This is a genomic window from Streptomyces sp. NPDC014995 (assembly GCF_043080745.1).
Taxonomy (GTDB): domain Bacteria; phylum Actinomycetota; class Actinomycetes; order Streptomycetales; family Streptomycetaceae; genus Streptomyces.
Map to the genome: position 1 here is coordinate 172,373 of NZ_JBIBVX010000006.1, position 18,766 is coordinate 191,138.

The following is an 18,766-nucleotide window of genomic DNA, read 5'->3' on the forward strand; positions in this document are numbered from 1 at the left end:
GGCCCGGAGTGGCCGGAGCCCTTAGTACTGCGCCTGCAAGTGATCCCAGAACCCGTCGCGCAGCGCGCGTCTGAGGTCCGCCTGGCCGCGCAGCGAGTACTGGAGGACGCCCTCCGCCTCGACCAGGAGGTCCTGGTCGACGGAGCCGGGCAGGTAGGGGTGGCCGGGCAGCAGTTCCACGAGGGACTCCCTGCCCCGGGCGGCCAGCCACTTCGCGGCGATCTGGGCGCCGACGAAGCGGACGTCCTCGCGGGTGGGCCGGGTCGCGCCGGCCGCCTCGTAGGCGGGGGCGGTGCGACGTGAGACGTACGGCTTGAAGAAGTCGAGGTCGAGGGTGCGCTGACTGTCGACCTCCCAGAGGAGGGGTTCGGCCTGGTTGCGGCCCTCCGGGGCCTCGATGCCCCAGAGGTGGACGCGGGCGCCGTAGCCCTGCGCCGCCTCGACCGCCGACACCAGGTCCTCGTCGCCGCCCAGCAGCGCCGCGTCGCTGATCGCCCGGTGCCTGGCGAGGGACTCCAGGTCCGACCTGATCAGTGAATCGACGCCCTTCTGCTGGTTGTTGGCGTTCAGGTTGCCCAGCCGGACCTTCACGTCCGGGAGTTCGGCGATGGACTGCTGCTCGGCGGTGTGGATGCGGCGCCGGGCGCCGTCGTACCAGTAGACCCGCAGCAGCCGGCTGTCCGCGAATATGGTGCGGGCCCGGTCGATGAGCGCCTCGATCAGGCCTTCGGCGTCCAGGTCGAAGGCCCGGCGGTCCTCGGTCCCGGCGACCAGCCGGCCCGCGGCCGCGTACAGGTACCCCGCGTCGACGAAGATCGCATGGGTCGAGGGTGTCTTCGCCACCTCGGCGAGCATGCGGGTCAGCAGCTCGTTCGTGCGGTCGATACGGGCGGCGAGGGCCGCGAGGTCGTCGTTCATCACCTCCATTGTCCCGGCGGTCACGCTGCGAACACAACCGGTCCCGTTCGGTCCACCAGGACTCTTACCCGTTAGTAATTAGACGTTCGAAAAATTTCCTTAGCGTAGGGAATGTTTGTAACAAGCACCGCGTTGAATACGTATGGAACAGGGGGCACCGTCGTCCCGTGGGCCACACACCAGTAGTTCTCCTCAGGAGGATGACCAGACGAAGGGAGAAGCCATGCGCTTCGAAATCATGCGACTCGACGACGTCGACGGCACACCCGTGGACAGCACCGTCGTGGACGCCGCCTCCGTCAACCGGATCGTTCAGCAGGCCGCCGCCATCGGGCAGCGGCTGTGGATCCGTCCGGCCGACACCTCGGCCTCGTAACCCCGCGGGTCCCTTACACATACTTCGGAGCCCCGTACGGCATCACTCGGATGGCGTACGGGGCTCCGCGTCTGTTCACACCCCGGCGCCCGGCAGGTGTTCAGCTCCCCCGGATCACCTGCGTGACCCCGTTGATGATCTGCTGCACGGCGATCGCGGAGAGCATCATGCCCGCGAGCCGCGTCACCAGGACCACACCGCCGTCCTTGATGACCCGGATGATCAGCAGCGAGTAGCGCATCACCAGCCAGAGCACGACATGGATGGCGACGATCGCCGCCCACACCGACACCTGCGTGGCGGCGCTGTCGGCCTTCTGCACGGCCAGGATGACCGACACGATCGCGCCGGGACCGGCCAGCAGCGGCATACCCAGCGGGACGAGCGCGACATTGACGTCCTTGGTCTGCTTCGGCTCGTCGGTCTTGCCGGTGAGCAGGTCCAGCGCGATCAGCAGGAGCAGCAGCCCGCCCGCGATCATCAGCGCGGGCACGGACACATGCAGGTAGTTGAGGATCTGGTGCCCGAGGAGCCCGAAGACGGTGATCACCCCGCCGGCCACACAGACGGCCTGGAAGGCCATCCGCTTCTGCACCTTGCCGGGGCGTCCGGAAGTCAGCGCGAGGAAGATCGGGGTGATCCCAGGGGGATCCATGATGACAAAAAGGGTGAGGAACAGAGAGCCGAAGACGGCAACGTCGAACATCAGTACTGAGGCCTTGCGGGAGAAGAGAAACGGAACGTGGACGAGCGGGGGTGATCCTCAGACCCCGCCGGTCCCCGGGACGGGAAACGCCCCGGTCGCCCGCCGCGTGATCTCCCCGTACACCTCGGGGTCGGTCGTGTACTCGCCGAGCACGCAGGTCTTCCGGCTGCCGTGGTAGTCGCTGGACCCGGTCACGAGCAGCCCCAGCTCCTTGGCGAGCCCACGCAGCCGGGCGCGCGTGTCCGGGTCGTGGTCCATGTGGTCGACCTCGATGCCGTCGAGGCCGGCGGCGGCCAACTCGGCGATCGCGGACTCCGGCACCGTACGGCCCCGCTTGCTCGCGGCCGGGTGGGCGAAGACGGTGACCCCTCCCGCGGCCTTGACCAGCCGGATCGCCTCGAAGGGGTCGGTCTCGTGCTTCTCGACGTAGGCCCGCCCGCCGTCGGCCAGCCAGTCCTGGCTGAACGCGTCGCTCACGGTCGGGACGACGCCCAGTTCCACCAGCGCGGTCGCGACATGCGGCCGTCCGACGGACCCGTCGCCCGCGATCCGTGCGACCTGCTCCCAGGTGACGGGGACGCCCAGCCCCTGAAGCTTGGCGATCATGCCCTTGGCCCGCGGCACCCGGTCGTCGCGCACGAGCTCCCGCTCGGCGAGCAGGGCGGGCTCCTCGGCGTCGAAGAGGTAGGCCAGCATGTGCATGCTGATGCCGTCGATACGGCAGGACAGCTCGGCCCCGGTGACGAGGGTGAGCCCCGGCGGCAGCGCCGCGATCGCCTCGGCGTGCCCGCGCGTGGTGTCGTGGTCGGTCAGCGCGACGACGTCCAGCCCGGCCGCGGCCGCGTTGCGGACCAGCTCGGCCGGGGTGTCCGTACCGTCCGAGGCCGTGGAGTGGCAGTGCAGATCGATACGCACGACGCGGGCTCCAGGCGGTGACGGGACGGATGGGGACGCTTCAGCATAACGGGAAATCGAACGACCTCTGTCACACCCGCACCCCGGGTACGCCCCCTACAGCGTCCACACAGCGCCCGCTACGGTTTCAGCAGCCTCGGCGACAGCGCCCCACAGGGCACCAGCTCCACCTCGGCGCCGGCGTCCCGCAGGTCCGTCAGCACCAGCTCGTCGTACATCAGCAGCCCGGACTGCTCGGGCCAGACCACCGCCCACAGCCACAGCCCCAGCGCCTCACCCGCGAAGACCGCACGGTCGTCGGGGGCGCCGGAGACGTGCCACAGCGGGGTGGGCCGGCCGGCGGCCAGGACCTTGGCCTGGGGCGGCTTCTCGACGTTCAGGTACGGGCCGGGGTCCGGGCCGTCGATCCCGGCGTAGCGCGCACCGAGTCCGACGCCGAGTTCCTCGGCGATGAGGACGAGTTCGCCCACCCCACCGAGCGGACCGGGACCGGAGCAGGCGACGACGGACGCCCGGCCACCGCTGCGGTCGTCACCGGCGTACGCCACGCCCGTGAACAGCCAGCCGACCGGCAGCGGCCATGGCATCCACACCGGCACCTGCGTGCGGTGCACGACGACACTGAGGGCCTCGACGCTGGGCGGGATCACGGGCTGCAGCGGATGCACCGTCCCGTGCACATCGCACTGCCAGGAATCGGCGAAGAGTCCGGGAGCCCTGACCCGGCCACCACACTTCGGGCAACTGGGTTCGCCCCTCATAGGGCTCCACGGTCCTACCCCTTCCCCTCCACGTCAAGGACGATCACCCGTCCGGGCGGAAGCAGGCGGTCGCAACAGATAGATGTAGATTGCATTAATTAGAACCACTAACTTACTATGTGCATATGCCAACCATCCACGTCCGGATCGGAGCAGTCATGGACCCCTTCGACGCGGGAGCCGACGGCATCCTGCGGCAGCCCAAGGCGGTCTGGGCGACCGCCGGCGCGTCCGTCGTCGCCTTCATGGGCATCGGGCTCGTGGACCCGATCCTGCCGTCCATCGCCCGGGGCCTGGACGCCTCCGCCGGCCAGGTCTCCCTCCTCTTCACCTCCTACTTCCTGATCACCGCCCTGGCGATGCTGCTGACCGGCTTCGTCTCCAGCCGCCTCGGCGGCCGCAGGACCCTGCTGCTCGGGCTGGCCCTCGTCGTGGTCTTCGCGGGCCTGGCCGGCACCTCCGACACGGTCGGGCAGCTCGTCGGCCACCGCGCCGGCTGGGGGCTGGGCAACGCCCTCTTCGTCTCCACGGCCCTCGCGGTGATCGTCGGGGCGGCCGCCGGAGGGAGCGCCGCGGCGATCCTGCTGTACGAGTCGGCCCTCGGCCTCGGGATGGCGTGCGGACCCCTGGTGGGCGCACTGCTCGGCGACGCGAGCTGGCGCTACCCCTTCTTCGGCACCGCGTTCCTGATGGCGGTCGGCTTCCTGTGCATCGCGGCGTTCCTGAAGGAGCAGCCCAGGCCCGCGCGCAAGACCTCCCTCCTCGACCCGGTGAAGGCGCTGGGCCACGGCGGTCTCGCCTCGGCGGCGGTCTCGGCGTTCTTCTACAACTACACGTTCTTCACCGTGCTGGCCTTCACGCCGTTCGTGCTGAACATGACGCCCTACCGGTCGGGCGCGGTCTTCTTCGCCTGGGGTGTGCTGCTCGCCGTCTTCTCGGTCGTCGTGGCATCGCGCCTACAGGAGCGGTTCGGCTCGCTGAAGGTGCTCGGCGGTTCGCTGCTGCTGCTCGCCGCGGACGTGCTGGTCCTCGGCTACGGCGACCACACCGCGGCCGTCGTCTGCACGATCCTGTCCGGCGCCTTCATCGGCGTGAACAACACCGTGTACACGGAGCTCGCCCTGGGCGTCTCGGACGCCCCGCGCCCGGTGGCGAGCGCGGGCTACAACTTCGTGCGGTGGTTCGCGGCGGCGGCCGCGCCCTACTTCGCGCCGAAGATCGAGGAGTGGACCGACGTCCACATCCCGTTCGTGGTGGCGGCGGTCACCGCGGCCGTGGGCGCGCTCGTGGTCGTCGTACGGCGCAAGGCGCTCACGCTCCCCCACTCCCGGCTTCCCTCGGGCGGGGGAACGCCCCTCGCCGAGGGGCGCGAGCCGCGGCACGCGGCGGAGGACGGGGTCACCGTTCCCGCCGGCTGAACCGACGCCGGGTCAACTGACGCGTGCGGGCCGCCGGTTGGTGATCTTCCTCACCCGGCGTCAGTCCAGCGGGACGGATCTCCGGGACGGGTCCCTGAGGTCCGTCCCGTGCGTCAGCCAGCGCTCCTGGAGGGCCTGGGCGCCGTGCACACGCTTCCAGGCCGCCTCGTTCGGGGTCATCGGCAGCAGCGGCAGGAAACGCACCGGGTCGAGGGGCTCGTCGAGCTCCAGGTCCTCCACCAGACCGCCCGGCTCGGCGACCAGCACCGAGGTGAACGGCGCGCCCGGCCACAGCGGCCCACCGACGTCGAGGGAGGCGCCGGGGGCCACGATCACACCCTCGACCTGCGGGGACGCGGCGAGCACGGCGAGCGGGCGGAGCACCTTGTCGGTGTCGGCGAGACCGCCGCGCACGGACAGGAGCAGCTCCGCGCGCGGACCCTTGACCGGGTCGGTGATCAGCGCGGTGGGGTCACCCATCGGCTGCGCGGACATGCCGAGCGTGGCGTAGCGGACGATGTCGCCCTCGTGAAAGCGCAGCACCTCGATGCGGTCCGTACCGAGGAAGGTGATCGCCGCGCGGGCGTCCGGCTCGCCCAGCGCGGTAAGCAACCGGGCCTCGACCAAAGGGAGAACATCAGTCATGTCGCGAGAATAGAACTCGTCAGTACCGGGCAAAGCAGCGCCTTGACACTTCCGTCGGCTGATACTCTTGCCCGGTGGTTCGGGGCAGCACGCAGAAGCGTCGCGATCAAGCCCCGACGCCGAAGAGATTCCCCCACGGGGGACCGGCAGGAGGAGGTGGGGCTGTCATGGATCGAAGTCGACCGTGCAGTACCACTCGCTCTTCCCGCCGCTGATGTAGCTCTGTGGCTCCGGCCGACCGCCGCCTCTCGCGCTCGCGTCTTCACACGGAAGAGCACTTCGTTTCGTTTTACCGGATCTGCCGGATCTGTCCGATCCATTCGATCCGTCTGATCTGAGCAGTAGCCGAATCAGTAGCGAAACCCGCCACCGCGACGGTGCGGTGCTCCCCGCTTTGTGGACGTGCCAAACATCCGCAGTCAGGACGTCCCCATTCCGGGTAGTTCCACCCGTCGTCGGCGCCTTTCGTTGCCCGCCGCGAAGGAGCCTGCCATGTCGATGATCCGCGACCTGCGCGCAGCCGTCCGCCCGTCCCGCCCGTCCCTGCGCAAGGACAGCGGCGCGTACGACACCACCCGCGACCCGGCCACGCCCTCGGCCGTCGTCGACTGCGCCGTCTACCGCGACGGCGCCCGCGTGCAGACCGCGGCACCGCTCACCCCGCACGAGGCGATGCGGCACGTGCGGCGCGACGGCGGCTTCGTGTGGATCGGGCTGCACGAGCCGACCGAGGCCGAATTCGCCGGTATCGCGAGCGAGTTCGGGCTGCACCCGCTGGCCGTGGAGGACGCCGTCCAGGCCCACCAGCGCCCCAAGCTGGAGCGTTACGACGACTCCCTGTTCACCGTCTTCAAGACCATCCACTACGTCGAGCACGAGCAGTTCGACGCCAACAGCGAGGTCGTCGAGACCGGCGAGGTCATGTGCTTCACCGGCAAGGACTTCTTCATCACCGTCCGGCACGGCGGCCAGGGCTCGCTGCGCGGGCTGCGCCACCGCCTCCAGGACGATCCCGAGCTGCTCGCCAAGGGCCCCTCGGCCGTGCTGCACGCCATCGCCGACCACGTGGTCGACGGCTACATCGCGGTCGCGGACGCCGTGCAGGACGACATCGACGAGGTCGAGACCGAGGTCTTCTCACCGGGCCGCAAGGGTGCCCCGCGCGGCACGGACGCCGGCCGGATCTACCAACTCAAGCGCGAGGTACTGGAGTTCAAGCGGGCGGTCTCGCCGCTGCTGCGCCCGATGCAGCTGCTCAGCGAGCGGCCCATGCGGCTGATCGACCCCGACATCCAGAAGTACTTCCGGGACGTCGCCGACCACCTCGCCCGCGTCCAGGAGCAGGTCGTCGGCTTCGACGAGCTGCTCAACTCGATCCTCCAGGCCAACCTCGCGCAGGCGTCCGTCGCGCAGAACGAGGACATGCGCAAGATCACCTCCTGGGCGGCCATCATCGCCGTACCGACCATGGTGTGCGGTGTGTACGGCATGAACTTCGACCACATGCCGGAGCTGCACTGGAAGTACGGCTACCCGGTGATCATGGGCGTCACGGTGATGCTCTGTCTGGGCATCCACCGCACGCTGAAGCGCAACGGCTGGCTGTGAGCGCGCCTGGATAGGGTGAAGCCATGACACGCGAGCTGCTCGACCAGGCCCTCGTCGAGGAGGCCACCAAGAAGTCCGGCCTCATCTGGGTCAAGGGGGCCGGCGAACCGGCTGCCCGGGCGCTGTGGCACGTGTGGCACGAGGGCGCGGCGTGCCTGGTCGGCGACGGGTCCGGCGAGCAGCCGCTGCCGGGGCTGACCGACGGCTCGTCGGCCGAGGTGACCGTCCGCAGCAAGGACAAGGGAGGCCGGCTGGTCTCCTGGACCGCGCGGGTCGTCCAGCTCGCCCCCGGCACCGAGGCGTGGGACGCGGCCGTCGGCGAGCTCAAGGGCAAGCGGCTGAACGCGCCCGACGGCGAGGCGATGACCGAGCGGTGGGCGCGGGAGTGCAGAGTGCTCCGCCTGGAACCGGCCGGGGGTACCTTGCCGCTGCCCGAGGGTTCCCTGGCCGAGGCTCCGCTGCCCTCGCCGGCCACGACCCGTCGGGCGGTTCCCGCCGGTCTGCCGCGGCTGCTGCTGAAGAGGCGCAAGAGAAAGTAGCGAGCCGGGCACGGCCCGCCGCCGACGTCGTCATGGCCGAGCGGCGGAGCGGATCGTTCAGGAGGTCGGCAGCTCCTTGCCGTAGTCCACCGTCTCGCCCTTCGCCGGCTCCTCCAGGGCGAAGTCCTGGCCCCAGGCCGAGAAGCTCAGCGTGCCCGCGCCGCCCGCGCGCACCAGGCGCAACGGGTACGGCTTGCCCTCCAGGGAGACGTCCAGCGTGCCGCCGGAGCCGCCGTCGCCGGTGATGCGGATCGTGCGCACGCCCGCCTGCTCGTGGTGCCCGTCCTTGCCCAGCGCACCGTGCAGCGTCAACAGATCGCCGAGAAGGAGGTCCTTGTCCGTGAAGCCGCTGAACTTCTTGTACGAGGGGTCGCCGGTCGGCACCTTCACGTACTTGCCGTCGAGCTTGTCGGCGGCCGCCGTGTCCGAGTCGCTGGTGCCGGCCTTGCCGTCCTCGTTCTTCCAGAACGCCGCGTCCGCCTTCAGGTACAGCTGCTCTCCGACCCGCAGCAGGTGGAAGGCCACCCCCTCCGCGGTGACCGACCCGGTGCCGCCGTCCGGCTTCAGGCGCATGTCGAGCTTGTACGACTTCCCGCCGGCGACCACGGTCCCGGACAGCCGCACCGCGTCGACCGCGCCCGCGGCCGCCTTCGTCTTCGCCTGGATCCGGTCGGCCGACAGCTTGCCGACCCCGTTCGTGCCCGCGTCCGGATCCTCACTGCACCCCGTCACTCCCAGGCCCGTCACGGCCAGTGCGCACATCGCGCTCACCAGCGCGGCCCGACGATGGGTACGGCCCTGGGGAATCACAGTCACAGAGGGGGCTGCCTTTCTGCGGGGAAGTCCTGAGCGGCGTACGGCAGCGTACCGGGGTGGCAGGCCAGGAGCGGAGCCAGTCCGTCCGGACCCCTCACCAGGGCGTACCCGATCGGGACGGGCTAGCCTGAAGCCCGCACGAGTGGGCAATTGGGAAAAGAGCCTCACAGGAAACAGCCCAGGAAACAGCCCAGGAATCCCCCCAGCAGACACGTCGGCGAACGCCCCGGCAGACAGTCCCGTCCACACCCGGGCGATCGCCTCGTACGAGCACCGAAAAGGAGGTGCGGCCATGGCCGCGGGCGTCCCCCGGGTCTTCGTCTCGCACCTCGCCGGTGTCGCCGTGTTCGACCCCAACGGCGACTCGGTGGGGCGCGTGCGCGACCTGGTCGTCATGCTGCGGGTCCGACGGCGTCCGCCGAGGCTGCTCGGGCTGGTCGTCGAACTGCCCACCCGCCGCCGCATCTTCCTGCCCATGACCCGGGTGACCAGCATCGAGTCCGGCCAGGTCCTCACCACCGGCGTGCTCAACGTCCGCCGCTTCGAGCAGCGGCCCACCGAGCGTCTCGTCTTCGGCGAGCTGCTGGACCGGCGCGTCACGCTCGTCGAGACCGGCGAGGAGGTCACCGTCCTCGACGTGTCAGTACAGCAGTTGCCGGCCCGCCGGGACTGGGAGATCGACCGGGTCTTCGTGCGGAAGGGGAAGAAGGCGGGTGCCTTCCGGCGCGGCAAGGGCGAGCGGCTGACCGTGGAGTGGTCGGCGGTCACCGGTTTCTCGCTGGAGGAGCACGGGCAGGGCGCCGAGAGCCTGCTCGCCACCTTCGAGCAGCTGCGCCCGGCCGACCTCGCCAACGTCCTGCACCACCTCTCCGCCAAGCGCCGGGCGGAGGTCGCCGCCGCCCTCGACGACGACCGTCTCGCCGACGTCCTGGAGGAGCTGCCGGAGGACGACCAGATCGAGATCCTCGGCAAGCTGAAGGAGGAGCGCGCGGCGGACGTCCTGGAGGCCATGGACCCCGACGACGCGGCCGACCTGCTCGCCGAACTCCCGGAGGAGGACAAGGAGCGGCTGCTGAGCCTGATGCAGCCCGACGACGCGGCCGACATGCGGCGCCTGATGTCGTACGAGGAGCACACGGCGGGCGGTCTGATGACGACCGAGCCGATCGTGCTGCGTCCCGACGCCACCGTCGCCGACGCCCTGGCCCGCGTCCGCAACCGCGACCTCTCCCCCGCCCTCGCCGCCCAGGTCTACGTCTGCCGCCCGCCCGACGAGACCCCCACCGGCAAGTACCTCGGCACGGTCCACTTCCAGCGCCTGCTGCGCGAACCGCCGTACACCCTGGTCAGCGCGGTCCTCGACGACGACCTCCAGGCCCTGGCCCCGGACGCCACGCTGCCGCTCGTCGCCGGGTTCTTCGCGACGTACGACATGGTCGCGGCGCCCGTCGTCGACGAGGCGGGGTCGCTGCTGGGCGCGGTGACCGTGGACGACGTGCTGGACCACATGCTGCCGGAGGACTGGCGGGAGACGGAGTTCCACCTGGCCGAGGGGGAGGTGTCCGATGGTGCCTGAGCGTGAGAGCGGCCGCATCGAGCGCACCCTGGCGGGCGCCACCGCCACCGCCACCGGCCGCCCGCGTGTCCGCCTGGACCAGCCGCGTCCGCCCCGCCGCCGGATCCTGCCCGAGTGGGACCCGGAGGCCTTCGGGCGTCTCTCGGAACGCATCGCGCGCTTCCTGGGCACCGGACGGTTCATCGTCTGGATGACGATCGTCATCATCCTGTGGGTGGTGTGGAACGTGTCCGCGCCGCGTGACCTGCGCTTCGACGAGTACCCGTTCATCTTCCTGACGCTGATGCTGTCCCTCCAGGCCTCCTACGCGGCCCCGCTGATCCTGCTCGCGCAGAACCGGCAGGACGACCGCGACCGGGTCAACCTGGAGCAGGACCGCAAGCAGAACGAGCGGTCCATGGCGGACACGGAGTACCTCACCCGCGAGATCGCCGCCCTGCGCATCGGGCTCGGCGAGGTCGCCACCCGGGACTGGATCCGCTCGGAGCTGCAGGACATCGTCAAGGAACTGGACGGGCGGCACGACGGGCACGGCGTATTCCCGACAGTCGCGGCAGAACGGTCGCGCGGACGTGACGCAGACGACCGCTGACGGGCATCCCGGGGCGCCCGCCGGGCGCCGTACCATCGTCCTTATGGCTACGGAAGACGCGGTGCGCGAAGCACTGGCGACGGTGAACGACCCCGAGATCAACCGCCCCATCACCGAGCTGGGGATGGTCAAGTCGGTGGAGATCGGTGCGGACGGAGCGGTCGCGGTCACCGTGTACCTGACGGTCTCCGGCTGCCCGATGCGCGACACGATCACCCAGCGCGTCACCGAGGCGGTCTCCCGGGTCGAGGGGGTCACCCGGGTCGACGTCACGCTCGACGTGATGAGCGACGAGCAGCGCAAGGAGCTGGCGACCGCCCTGCGCGGCGGCCAGACCGAGCGCGAGGTCCCCTTCGCCAAGCCGGGCTCGCTGACCCGGGTGTACGCGGTCGCCTCCGGCAAGGGCGGCGTCGGCAAGTCCTCGGTGACGGTGAACCTCGCGGCGGCGATGGCGGCCGACGGTCTGAAGGTCGGTGTCGTCGACGCCGACATCTACGGTCACAGCGTGCCGCGCATGCTGGGCGCCGACGGCCGTCCCACCCAGGTCGAGAACATGATCATGCCGCCGTCCGCGAACGGCGTGAAGGTCATCTCCATCGGCATGTTCACCCCGGGCAACGCCCCGGTCGTCTGGCGCGGTCCGATGCTCCACCGGGCGCTCCAGCAGTTCCTGGCGGACGTGTACTGGGGCGACCTGGACGTGCTCCTCCTCGACCTGCCGCCCGGCACCGGTGACATCGCGATCTCCGTCGCCCAGCTGGTCCCGAACGCCGAGATCCTGGTCGTGACGACGCCTCAGCAGGCCGCCGCCGAGGTGGCCGAGCGGGCCGGCTCCATCGCCGTGCAGACCCACCAGAAGATCGTCGGCGTCGTCGAGAACATGTCCGGCCTCCCGTGCCCCCACTGCGGCGAGATGGTCGACGTGTTCGGCACGGGCGGCGGCCAGACGGTCGCCGACGGCCTCACGCGCACCACGGGCACGTCCGTCCCCGTCCTCGGCAGCATCCCCATCGACGTCCGTCTCCGCGAGGGCGGCGACGAGGGCAAGCCGGTCGTGCTGACCGACCCGGACTCCCCGGCGGGCTCCGCCCTGCGCTCGATCGCGGGGAAGCTGGGGGGCCGGCAGCGGGGGCTGTCGGGACTGTCCCTGGGGATCACTCCCAAGAACAAGTTCTGATCTGAGGTTCTCGACGCCGTCGGGCAGCGCCGCGAGGGACGCGGAGCCGTATCGGCATGCGGCTCCGCCGGGTGGGCGCCAGGACCACGGCGCGCGGACCACGGGGCGAGGACCACAGTCGGTCCGCGCTCGGCCCGCAGTCGCCGACGTGAAGAAGCCCTACGACGAAGGGGCGCCGGGAAATCCACGGCGCCCCTTCGTCACGCGTAGGCGGCGATGTCCTTGATCATGGCGAAGCCGAGCCCGTACGCGCTCATCCCTCTCCCGTACGCCCCCACGTGCACCCCTTCCTTCGTCGAGCCGGCCAGGACCCAGCCGAACTCGGACTCGCGGTAGTGGAAGGGGGTCGGCACGCCGTCGACCGGAAGGGAGAGCGTGGACCAGTCCGGGCCGGCGAGGTCGTCGGCCAGCACCCACGCCGTCTCGGTCTGCTGCTCCAGCCAGTCGTCGCGCAGGCTGTGGTCCATCTGGCCGGGCCAGGTGAAGGACAGCAGCCCCACCCCGGCGAGCCACGCCGCCGAGGAGACCGACGTGGCCTCCAGCAGCCCCGTGCCGTCGGCGCTCCGGCGGGACGGGCTCGCGGCCACGGTCACGACGACCGCGAACTTCCCGCGGTCCTCGCCGGCCGTCTCGTGCCGTACGGAGGGCTCGTCACCGTGCCCGATCGAACCGTGCTCGACGGCCCCGTCGGCCGCCGTGCCCACCTGCATCAGCCAGCGCGGTCCCGTGAAGGCCTCGTCGAGGCCGTACCACGGGAAGGGCGCCTCCAGGTAGCCGTCGACCGTACGCCGACCGGAGGGGACGGGTTGCCCGCCCTCCGCGGCCGGCGTCTGCGCGACTGCCCGACTCGTCGTCTCCATGTGCCCGGACGCCTCCTCGCTCTCGCCGGACCGCCCCGGCCCGCCCCCCTTCGGGCGTACTCGTCCGGTCCGCACAACAACCAGGCAGCATAGCCATCCCGCTCCTGGCTGGGGGGAAGCCGCCCGGCGCGTGGGGCGTGCGCCCCCTCACACCGGGGAGGCGCGTGTGGTTCAGGTGGCGTCCGCGTCGAAGACCGGGCGGGTGTCCTTGGCCGGCTCCTCGGGCTTCTTCGACAGGTCGATGCGACCACCGGACGAAGACGACGAGGACGACGACGCGGCAGAGGCCTCCGCGTCGTGGCTGTGGACCGCTTCCGTGACCTCGGCCATCTCCTTCTTCAGGTCGAAGCCGTTGCGGATCTCCTTCAGCCCCAGTTCGTCGTTGTCCAGCTGCTTGCGGATGAACGTCTTGGGGTTGAGGTCCTCGAACTCGAAGTCCTTGAACTCCGGTCCGAGTTCCTGCCGGATGTCCTGCTTGGCGCTCTCCGAGAACTCACGGATCTTCCGGACGGTGCGCATCACGTCCTGGATGACCTTCGGGAGCTTGTCCGGACCAAAGACGAGCACGGCCAGGACGAAGATCGTCACCAGCTCGAGCGGTCCTATGTCATTGAACACCTGAAGCTCCTTGCGATGTCCGCGGTCCTCGGCCCTCGGTGGTCAGTTCGGGTCTTCCGTGGTCCGGGCCGGGTCCACGGTACCTGTCGCACCTGTCCGACCGGTACCTTCCAGAGGTGTCCGAGTGAGTACGGACGACCTGTTTTCCGCGTTGTTTGCCCAGTGGGGCCGTATTTCGTGGCCCGATCTGTGAAGTTCCTGTCAATCGGAGGACCCGAGCACCAGGGAGAGGGAGCGTTCCTTTCCGTCGCGTTCGATCGTCAGCTCCAGCCGGTCGCCGGGGCGGTGGGCGCGGGTCTTGACGATCAGTTCCTCGCCGGAGTGGATGCGCTGGCCGTCGATCTCGGTGATGACGTCTCCGGCCCGGATGCCGGCCCGGTCGCCGGGGCCGCCCGGGGTGACCGGGGAGCCGCCGTCGCGGCCCTGGGTGCCGACACGGGCGCCGTCTCCCGCGTAGTCCATGTCGAGGGTGACCCCGATGACCGGATGGGTCGCCTTACCGGTGTTGATCAGCTCCTCGGCGACGCGCTTGCCCTGGTTGATCGGGATGGCGAAGCCCAGGCCGATCGAACCCGCCTGCCCGCTCTCGGGGTCGGCGCCGTCGGCGGCGGACCGGATGGCGGAGTTGATGCCGATGACGCGGCCCCGCACGTCGAGGAGGGGACCGCCGGAGTTGCCGGGGTTGATGGGCGCGTCGGTCTGCAGGGCGTCGACGTAGGACATGTCGCTGCCGTCGCCGCTCTCGCCGCCGGCCGTGATGGGCCGCTCCTTGGCGCTGATGATGCCGGAGGTGACCGTGCCCTCCAGGTCGAAGGGGGCGCCGATGGCGACGACCGGGTCGCCGACCTGGACGTTGTCGGAGTTGCCGAGGTTGAGGGGCTTGAGCCCCTTCACCCCGCTCACCTTCACGACGGCGAGGTCGTAGCCGCTGTCCCCGCCGACGATCTCGGCCTCGGCGGTCTGGCCGCCGTTGAAGACGACGGTTATCCCACCGTCGGAACCGGCGGGCTCGACGACGTGGTTGTTGGTGAGGATGTGGCCGAGCGAATCGAGCACGAAGCCGGTACCGGTGCCGGACTCCTCGCCGCCGCTGACGTGCAGCGTGACGACGCTGGGCAGGGCACGGGCGGCGATCCCGGCCACGCTGTCCGCGGCGCGCGCGGTGGGCTCCGCGGAGGCCTGCGGCAGCTCCACCCCGTCGAACCCGCCGTTGCGCTCCAGATGGACGCCCACGACCCCGCCGAGCACCCCGGAGACCAGAGCGAGGGTCAGGGCCCCACCGACCAGCGTCTTCCGTACCCGCTTACGCCGCTGCTGCTCCGTGGGGACGGCGGCGCCGGTCTGCTGGAGCGGGGCGGTGGACCAGGGGTCGTAGCGCTGCCAGGGGGCGCCGGGAGAGGTCGGGGAGGCTGGGAGCACCGGGGGTGTGGGGGCTGTGGGAGGTGCCGGTGCGGGGGCTTCTCCGGCGGCGACCGGAGGCACGGGCGGATGGGGAGCGCCGGGGGTGGACGGGACGGGCGGCATGGTGGCGGCGGGAGCCGGTGTGGCGGGGGTGGGCTCGGGCGCCGGGATGGCGGGCGCTTGCATGCCGGGGGTGAGCGTGCCGGGCGCGGAGGTGGACATGCCGGGGACTGGCTCGGGCATGGCGGGGGCGGGCGTGCCGGGCGCGGAGGTGGACATGCCGGGGACTGGCTCGGGCATGGCCGGCGTGGGCTCCGGCATGCCCGCAGCGGACGTGGGCATGGGGGGCAGGGGCGTGGGCGTGCCGGGCACAGGCGTGGGCATGCCGGGCGGGGGCGTGGCCAGGGGCGTGCCCTGGGTGGGTGGGACTGCCGCCGGGTGCTGTACGGGCGGTGCGGGCGCCCAGGGGCCCGGCTCGCCGTACGGCGGGGTGCTGTAGGGGTCGGGGTCGTGCAGGGGCTGGGGACGGTCGCCCGTGGCCGAGGGCAGAGGGGTGGACTCGGCGGGGTCGGCCGCCTGGTCCGCGGGGTCCGGCGGGGCCGACTCGGTGGCCGACGCGGTGGCCGACTCAGTGGCCGACTCGGCGTGCCGCTCCCGCACGGATGCCGGCTCGGCCACCGGAGCAGGCGGCGCCACGGACTCCCCCGCGGCGGCTTGGGCCGTCTCGGTTCCCACCCCGGTGTCCGTGTCCGTCGCCGGAGCACTCACGCCCACCGGCCGGCTCAGTTCGTAGTCACCGTCCTGGGGGCCGCCGTCGGATGTGCCGACCGGTCCCCCGGCGCTCTCCTCCACCGCCGCCGCCCCCACGGGCCGCGCCAGCTCGAAGTCCCCCTCGGTGTCCTCCCGCCCGCTGTCCCGCCCGCTCTCCTGCCCGGCAGGGCTCTGCGGTCGAGGCCGGCTCCACCACTTCCCCTTAGGGGGCTTCCCCTCGTTCATGCTCTCCCCGCACTCGGGCCCCGTCGCGGCATGGCTCGTCGGCGGGGGGGCCGTAGCTCGTCGAACGCCGCCCCCGTGCCCGGCCGCCGGGCATGGGAGCGGTCCTCCGAGGATTCAACCAGGTTCGCGGCGTACCGGCGCCGGGACCGGATCAGCGGGCGTTCTGCGGAGAGGGGGAGGTGGTCGGGGGGGAGGTGGTGGCGGGGACGGGCGCGGCGAGCAGACCGGGTGCCGTGACCTCGGGGGTGGTGGACCACGAGGTCAGGGCGATCGGCGGGGTGGTGCCGAGCGGACGTATCAGCGGGGACATGGCGGCGGCGCCGGCCACCACGGGCGTGGTCAGCCCGTGCAGGGCGGCCTGGCCGGCATGGACCATGGCCGGGGCCGGCACCCCGGGCAGCAGTGGCGCGGAGACCTGGGTCGGTGCGACCGGGGTCTCACCGAGCAGCTGGCCGCCCTGGGCGAGCAGGGGCCCGGCGGTACGGCGGCGCTGGTTGTCGGGGGCCGTCGTGGAGCCGGTGGCGGGGGTGCGGGCCGGAGTGACATTGCTGCCGGAGCCGCCGCGGGCGTCCGTGTCGACCATCGGGGGACCCGTGTTGACCCCGCCCAGGGCGATCGCGGCCAGCGACACCGCGCCGGCGGCGACGAAGGCGAACCGCAGCCCCCGCGAACGCTCGGCGTCGCCACGGCCGACGGCGTGGATGCGGAAACCGCGCTCCGTGGCGGGCGTGAGCACGGATCCGTGCTCACGCGCGGGCACGTAACCGAACTCGAAGGGCTCGTTCCGCTTCACTCCGAAGACTCCGGCCGCTCCGGGGCGGGAGTCGAAGCGGTCGGCGAACCCTCCCCCGAGCGGCATTCCGCCGCCGTCCGTGTCACCTCCTCCGGGGAGCCCCTGGAGACGGGCCAGGAAGCTTTCGGAGGGGGTGGGCGGGGCCACTTCCGCGAAGACGTTCTTCAGCCGGCGCTGGGCGTCGACCTCCGCCTTGCACTTGGGGCAGGTCGCCACGTGCGCCAGCACGCGCTCCCGCGTGTCATGACCGAGCTCGCCGTCCACGAGGGCCGAGAGCCGGTCGCCGAGGTGCTGTTCCGCCAGGAGTCGCTCGGCGGGGTTGTGCCGGGATCCGTTCACGCGGTCGCGCCCCCTCCTCCCAGAGCGGGCACGCGGGCCACGAAGGAGCGCCGCTCCGCGCGCGCCTCGGGCGAGCGGTGGGCCAGCGCCTTGCGCAGCTGCGAACGGCCGCGGTGGATGCGCGAACGGACCGTGCCGAGCTTGACTCCGAGCGTCGCGGCGATCTCCTCGTACGACAGTCCCTCGATGTCGCACAGGACGACCGCGGCGCGGAACTCCGGCGCGAGGGTGTCGAGGGCCTGCTGGACGTCCGCGTCGAAGTGGGCGTCGTTGAAGACCTGCTGGGGGGTGGGCTCCTTGCTGGCCAGCCGCTCGGCGGCGTCCTCGCCGAGCGCGTCGAAGCGGATGCGCTGCTTGCGGCGGACCATGTCCAGGAAGAGGTTGGTGGTGATGCGGTGCAGCCAGCCCTCGAAGGTGCCCGGCGTGTACGTCGACAGGGACCGGAAGACACGGACGAAGACCTCCTGGGTGAGGTCCTCGGCGTCGTGCTGGTTGCCCGTGAGGCGGTAGGCGAGCCGGTAGACCCGGCCGCTGTGCATGCTGACGATCTCCTCCCACGTGGGCGGAGTCCACGCCTGCCCGTCCGCGTCGGTGGAGAAGGTCGCGGTCTGGGGCCGGCCGGCGGTGAGGCCGGCGGCGTGGCTGTGGTCAGCAGTGTCGTTCACGGATTTCGGCCTGCCCGCCGACCCGAGAAAGCGCCGCAGCACTCCTCCCTGATCCACAGGTGCAGCCGCACCTCCCCTGTCGGCTCTGGTGGTGTCCAGTGGAGCCCCTACCATAGCCACCTCGCCCGTTAGCTCCGGATAAGCGGTTTTACGAGAATTTGATCTGTGCTGATACGGCTCATACGGCTGCGTCAGCACTTGCTCGGGGACGCGTCCCTCGTCGTGATCCAACCGTGTCCCCCCGTCGTTCTTCCCACCCCTTCAAACGCCCGGTCCCATCTGCGGGTTCCCGGCGCCAACGGATACAGTCACGCCCAGGCAACCACGGGGACAGGAGAGGGTCATTACCGGCAACCGGCAGACGAGCTGGGCGTTCGCCGACGCCTATGTCGCCGAGGACGAAGCGCTGCGCTGGGCCCGCGACCGGGCCCGCGAGGCAGGGCTGCGCTCGGTGTCGCCCAGCACGGGCGCCGCACTGCGGTTGCTCGCCGCCACCGTGGACGCCAAGGCGGTCGCGGAGATCGGTACCGGCACCGGCGTCTCCGGGATCCACCTGCTGCACGGCATGCGCCCCGACGGCGTGCTGACCACCGTCGACCCCGAGCCGGAGCACCAGCAGTTCGCCCGGCAGGCGTTCCGCGCCTGCGGCTTCGCCAGCAACCGGGCCCGCTTCATCCCGGGCCGCGCGCTCGACGTCCTGCCCCGCCTCGCGGACGCCGGCTACGACCTCGTCTTCTGCGACGGCGACCGTCTCGAGGTCATGGACTACCTCGACGAATCGTTGCGGCTGCTGCGCCCCGGGGGGCTGGTGGTGTTCGAGGGCGTCTTCGCCAACGGCCGCACGATCGACTCCGGCCCGCAGCCGACGGAGGTCATACGAATCCGCGAGCTGCTGCGCGCCGTACGCGAGAGCCAGGAGCTGGTGCCGTCGCTGCTGCCCGTGGGGGACGGGCTGCTGTGCGCGGTCAAGCGGTGACCGCTGGTTCGCCCGGCCGAGAGGTGTGACGGCGAGCGGTGTGGGGGTGAAACAGCCGCCCCGGCAACCAA

General features: G+C 71.2%; 19 protein-coding genes. 8 read left to right on the forward strand and 11 right to left on the reverse strand.

The features are described 5' to 3' along the window. Positions 1-21: 21 nt before the first annotated feature. Complete coding sequence (locus ACF1A1_RS14410; protein WP_392000188.1) at positions 22-927, reverse strand: NYN domain-containing protein; 906 nt, start codon at positions 925-927, stop codon at positions 22-24. 214 nt (positions 928-1,141) lie between these two features. On the opposite strand from ACF1A1_RS14410, the gene ACF1A1_RS14415 reads away from it, so the two are divergent. Continuing rightward, positions 1,142-1,294 (forward strand): hypothetical protein, encoded by a 153-nt coding sequence (locus ACF1A1_RS14415; RefSeq protein ID WP_007384531.1) that lies wholly within the window; start codon positions 1,142-1,144, stop codon positions 1,292-1,294. Positions 1,295-1,394: 100 nt separating this feature from the next. Here the strand turns inward: ACF1A1_RS14415 and ACF1A1_RS14420 are convergent, their stop codons facing one another. The 3 genes from ACF1A1_RS14420 to ACF1A1_RS14430 all read right to left on the reverse strand — a co-directional run bounded on the left by ACF1A1_RS14420 (position 1,395) and on the right by ACF1A1_RS14430 (position 3,676). Beyond that, positions 1,395-2,000 carry a MarC family protein gene (locus ACF1A1_RS14420; RefSeq protein WP_391999851.1) on the reverse strand — a complete coding sequence of 202 codons (606 nt, stop codon included), beginning with the start codon at positions 1,998-2,000 and terminating at the stop codon, positions 1,395-1,397. Positions 2,001-2,057: 57 nt separating this feature from the next. Then, complete coding sequence (locus ACF1A1_RS14425) at positions 2,058-2,915, reverse strand: PHP domain-containing protein (protein WP_391999852.1); 858 nt, start codon at positions 2,913-2,915, stop codon at positions 2,058-2,060. Positions 2,916-3,034: 119 nt separating this feature from the next. Beyond that, positions 3,035-3,676, reverse strand: a complete 642-nt coding sequence (locus ACF1A1_RS14430) for a DUF6758 family protein (RefSeq protein WP_391999853.1) — start codon at positions 3,674-3,676, stop codon at positions 3,035-3,037. 158 nt (positions 3,677-3,834) lie between these two features. On the opposite strand from ACF1A1_RS14430, the gene ACF1A1_RS14435 reads away from it, so the two are divergent. Next, on the forward strand, positions 3,835-5,094 hold the full coding sequence (locus ACF1A1_RS14435; protein ID WP_392000189.1) for an MFS transporter: 1,260 nt from the start codon (positions 3,835-3,837) through the stop codon (positions 5,092-5,094). Between the two features lie 60 nt (positions 5,095-5,154). On the opposite strand, the gene ACF1A1_RS14440 is transcribed toward ACF1A1_RS14435, so the two are convergent. Continuing rightward, positions 5,155-5,739 carry a suppressor of fused domain protein gene (locus tag ACF1A1_RS14440; protein ID WP_391999854.1) on the reverse strand — a complete coding sequence of 195 codons (585 nt, stop codon included), beginning with the start codon at positions 5,737-5,739 and terminating at the stop codon, positions 5,155-5,157. 492 nt (positions 5,740-6,231) lie between these two features. Here ACF1A1_RS14440 and ACF1A1_RS14445 point away from each other — a divergent pair, with 492 nt between their 5' ends. Beyond that, positions 6,232-7,347 (forward strand): magnesium and cobalt transport protein CorA, encoded by a 1,116-nt coding sequence (locus ACF1A1_RS14445; RefSeq protein WP_391999855.1) that lies wholly within the window; start codon positions 6,232-6,234, stop codon positions 7,345-7,347. A gap of 23 nt (positions 7,348-7,370) precedes the next feature. Then, on the forward strand, positions 7,371-7,886 hold the full coding sequence (locus ACF1A1_RS14450) for a hypothetical protein (RefSeq protein ID WP_391999857.1): 516 nt from the start codon (positions 7,371-7,373) through the stop codon (positions 7,884-7,886). 57 nt (positions 7,887-7,943) lie between these two features. On the opposite strand, the gene ACF1A1_RS14455 is transcribed toward ACF1A1_RS14450, so the two are convergent. Then, the gene (locus ACF1A1_RS14455) at positions 7,944-8,702 is read right to left on the reverse strand and encodes a hypothetical protein (RefSeq protein WP_391999859.1); all 759 of its coding nucleotides are present in this window, start codon (positions 8,700-8,702) and stop codon (positions 7,944-7,946) included. Positions 8,703-8,994: 292 nt separating this feature from the next. Between ACF1A1_RS14455 and ACF1A1_RS14460 the strand changes: the two genes are divergently transcribed. Genes ACF1A1_RS14460 through ACF1A1_RS14470 form a run of 3 tightly spaced genes read left to right on the forward strand, consistent with a single transcriptional unit; the run spans position 8,995 to position 12,047 of the window. Further along, on the forward strand, positions 8,995-10,278 hold the full coding sequence (locus ACF1A1_RS14460) for a magnesium transporter MgtE N-terminal domain-containing protein (protein ID WP_391999860.1): 1,284 nt from the start codon (positions 8,995-8,997) through the stop codon (positions 10,276-10,278). After that, positions 10,268-10,870 (forward strand): DUF1003 domain-containing protein, encoded by a 603-nt coding sequence (locus ACF1A1_RS14465; RefSeq protein WP_391999861.1) that lies wholly within the window; start codon positions 10,268-10,270, stop codon positions 10,868-10,870. The genes ACF1A1_RS14460 and ACF1A1_RS14465 overlap by 11 nt, the downstream gene beginning before the upstream one ends. A gap of 43 nt (positions 10,871-10,913) precedes the next feature. Next, positions 10,914-12,047 carry an Mrp/NBP35 family ATP-binding protein gene (locus ACF1A1_RS14470; RefSeq protein WP_391999862.1) on the forward strand — a complete coding sequence of 378 codons (1,134 nt, stop codon included), beginning with the start codon at positions 10,914-10,916 and terminating at the stop codon, positions 12,045-12,047. A 200-nt stretch (positions 12,048-12,247) separates the two neighbouring features. On the opposite strand, the gene ACF1A1_RS14475 is transcribed toward ACF1A1_RS14470, so the two are convergent. From ACF1A1_RS14475 to sigE, 5 genes are all read right to left on the reverse strand, one after another. After that, positions 12,248-12,907 (reverse strand): hypothetical protein, encoded by a 660-nt coding sequence (locus ACF1A1_RS14475; RefSeq protein ID WP_391999864.1) that lies wholly within the window; start codon positions 12,905-12,907, stop codon positions 12,248-12,250. Between the two features lie 171 nt (positions 12,908-13,078). Further along, positions 13,079-13,525: a sec-independent translocase gene (locus ACF1A1_RS14480; protein ID WP_391999866.1), complete on the reverse strand. Its 447-nt coding sequence runs from the start codon at positions 13,523-13,525 to the stop codon at positions 13,079-13,081. A gap of 201 nt (positions 13,526-13,726) precedes the next feature. Continuing rightward, positions 13,727-15,922, reverse strand: coding sequence for a trypsin-like peptidase domain-containing protein (locus tag ACF1A1_RS14485; protein ID WP_391999867.1), 2,196 nt, complete (start codon positions 15,920-15,922; stop codon positions 13,727-13,729). 151 nt (positions 15,923-16,073) lie between these two features. Further along, on the reverse strand, positions 16,074-17,054 hold the full coding sequence (locus ACF1A1_RS14490) for an anti-sigma factor family protein (RefSeq protein ID WP_391999868.1): 981 nt from the start codon (positions 17,052-17,054) through the stop codon (positions 16,074-16,076). Next, positions 17,051-17,761, reverse strand: coding sequence for an RNA polymerase sigma factor SigE (sigE, locus tag ACF1A1_RS14495; RefSeq protein WP_392000190.1), 711 nt, complete (start codon positions 17,759-17,761; stop codon positions 17,051-17,053). Before sigE ends, ACF1A1_RS14490 begins: the two co-directional genes overlap by 4 nt. 235 nt (positions 17,762-17,996) lie before the next feature. On the opposite strand from sigE, the gene ACF1A1_RS14500 reads away from it, so the two are divergent. Further along, entirely contained in the window at positions 17,997-18,695 is a 699-nt protein-coding gene (locus tag ACF1A1_RS14500) for an O-methyltransferase (protein ID WP_392000192.1), read from the forward strand. The last annotated feature ends 71 nt before the right edge of the window (positions 18,696-18,766 follow it).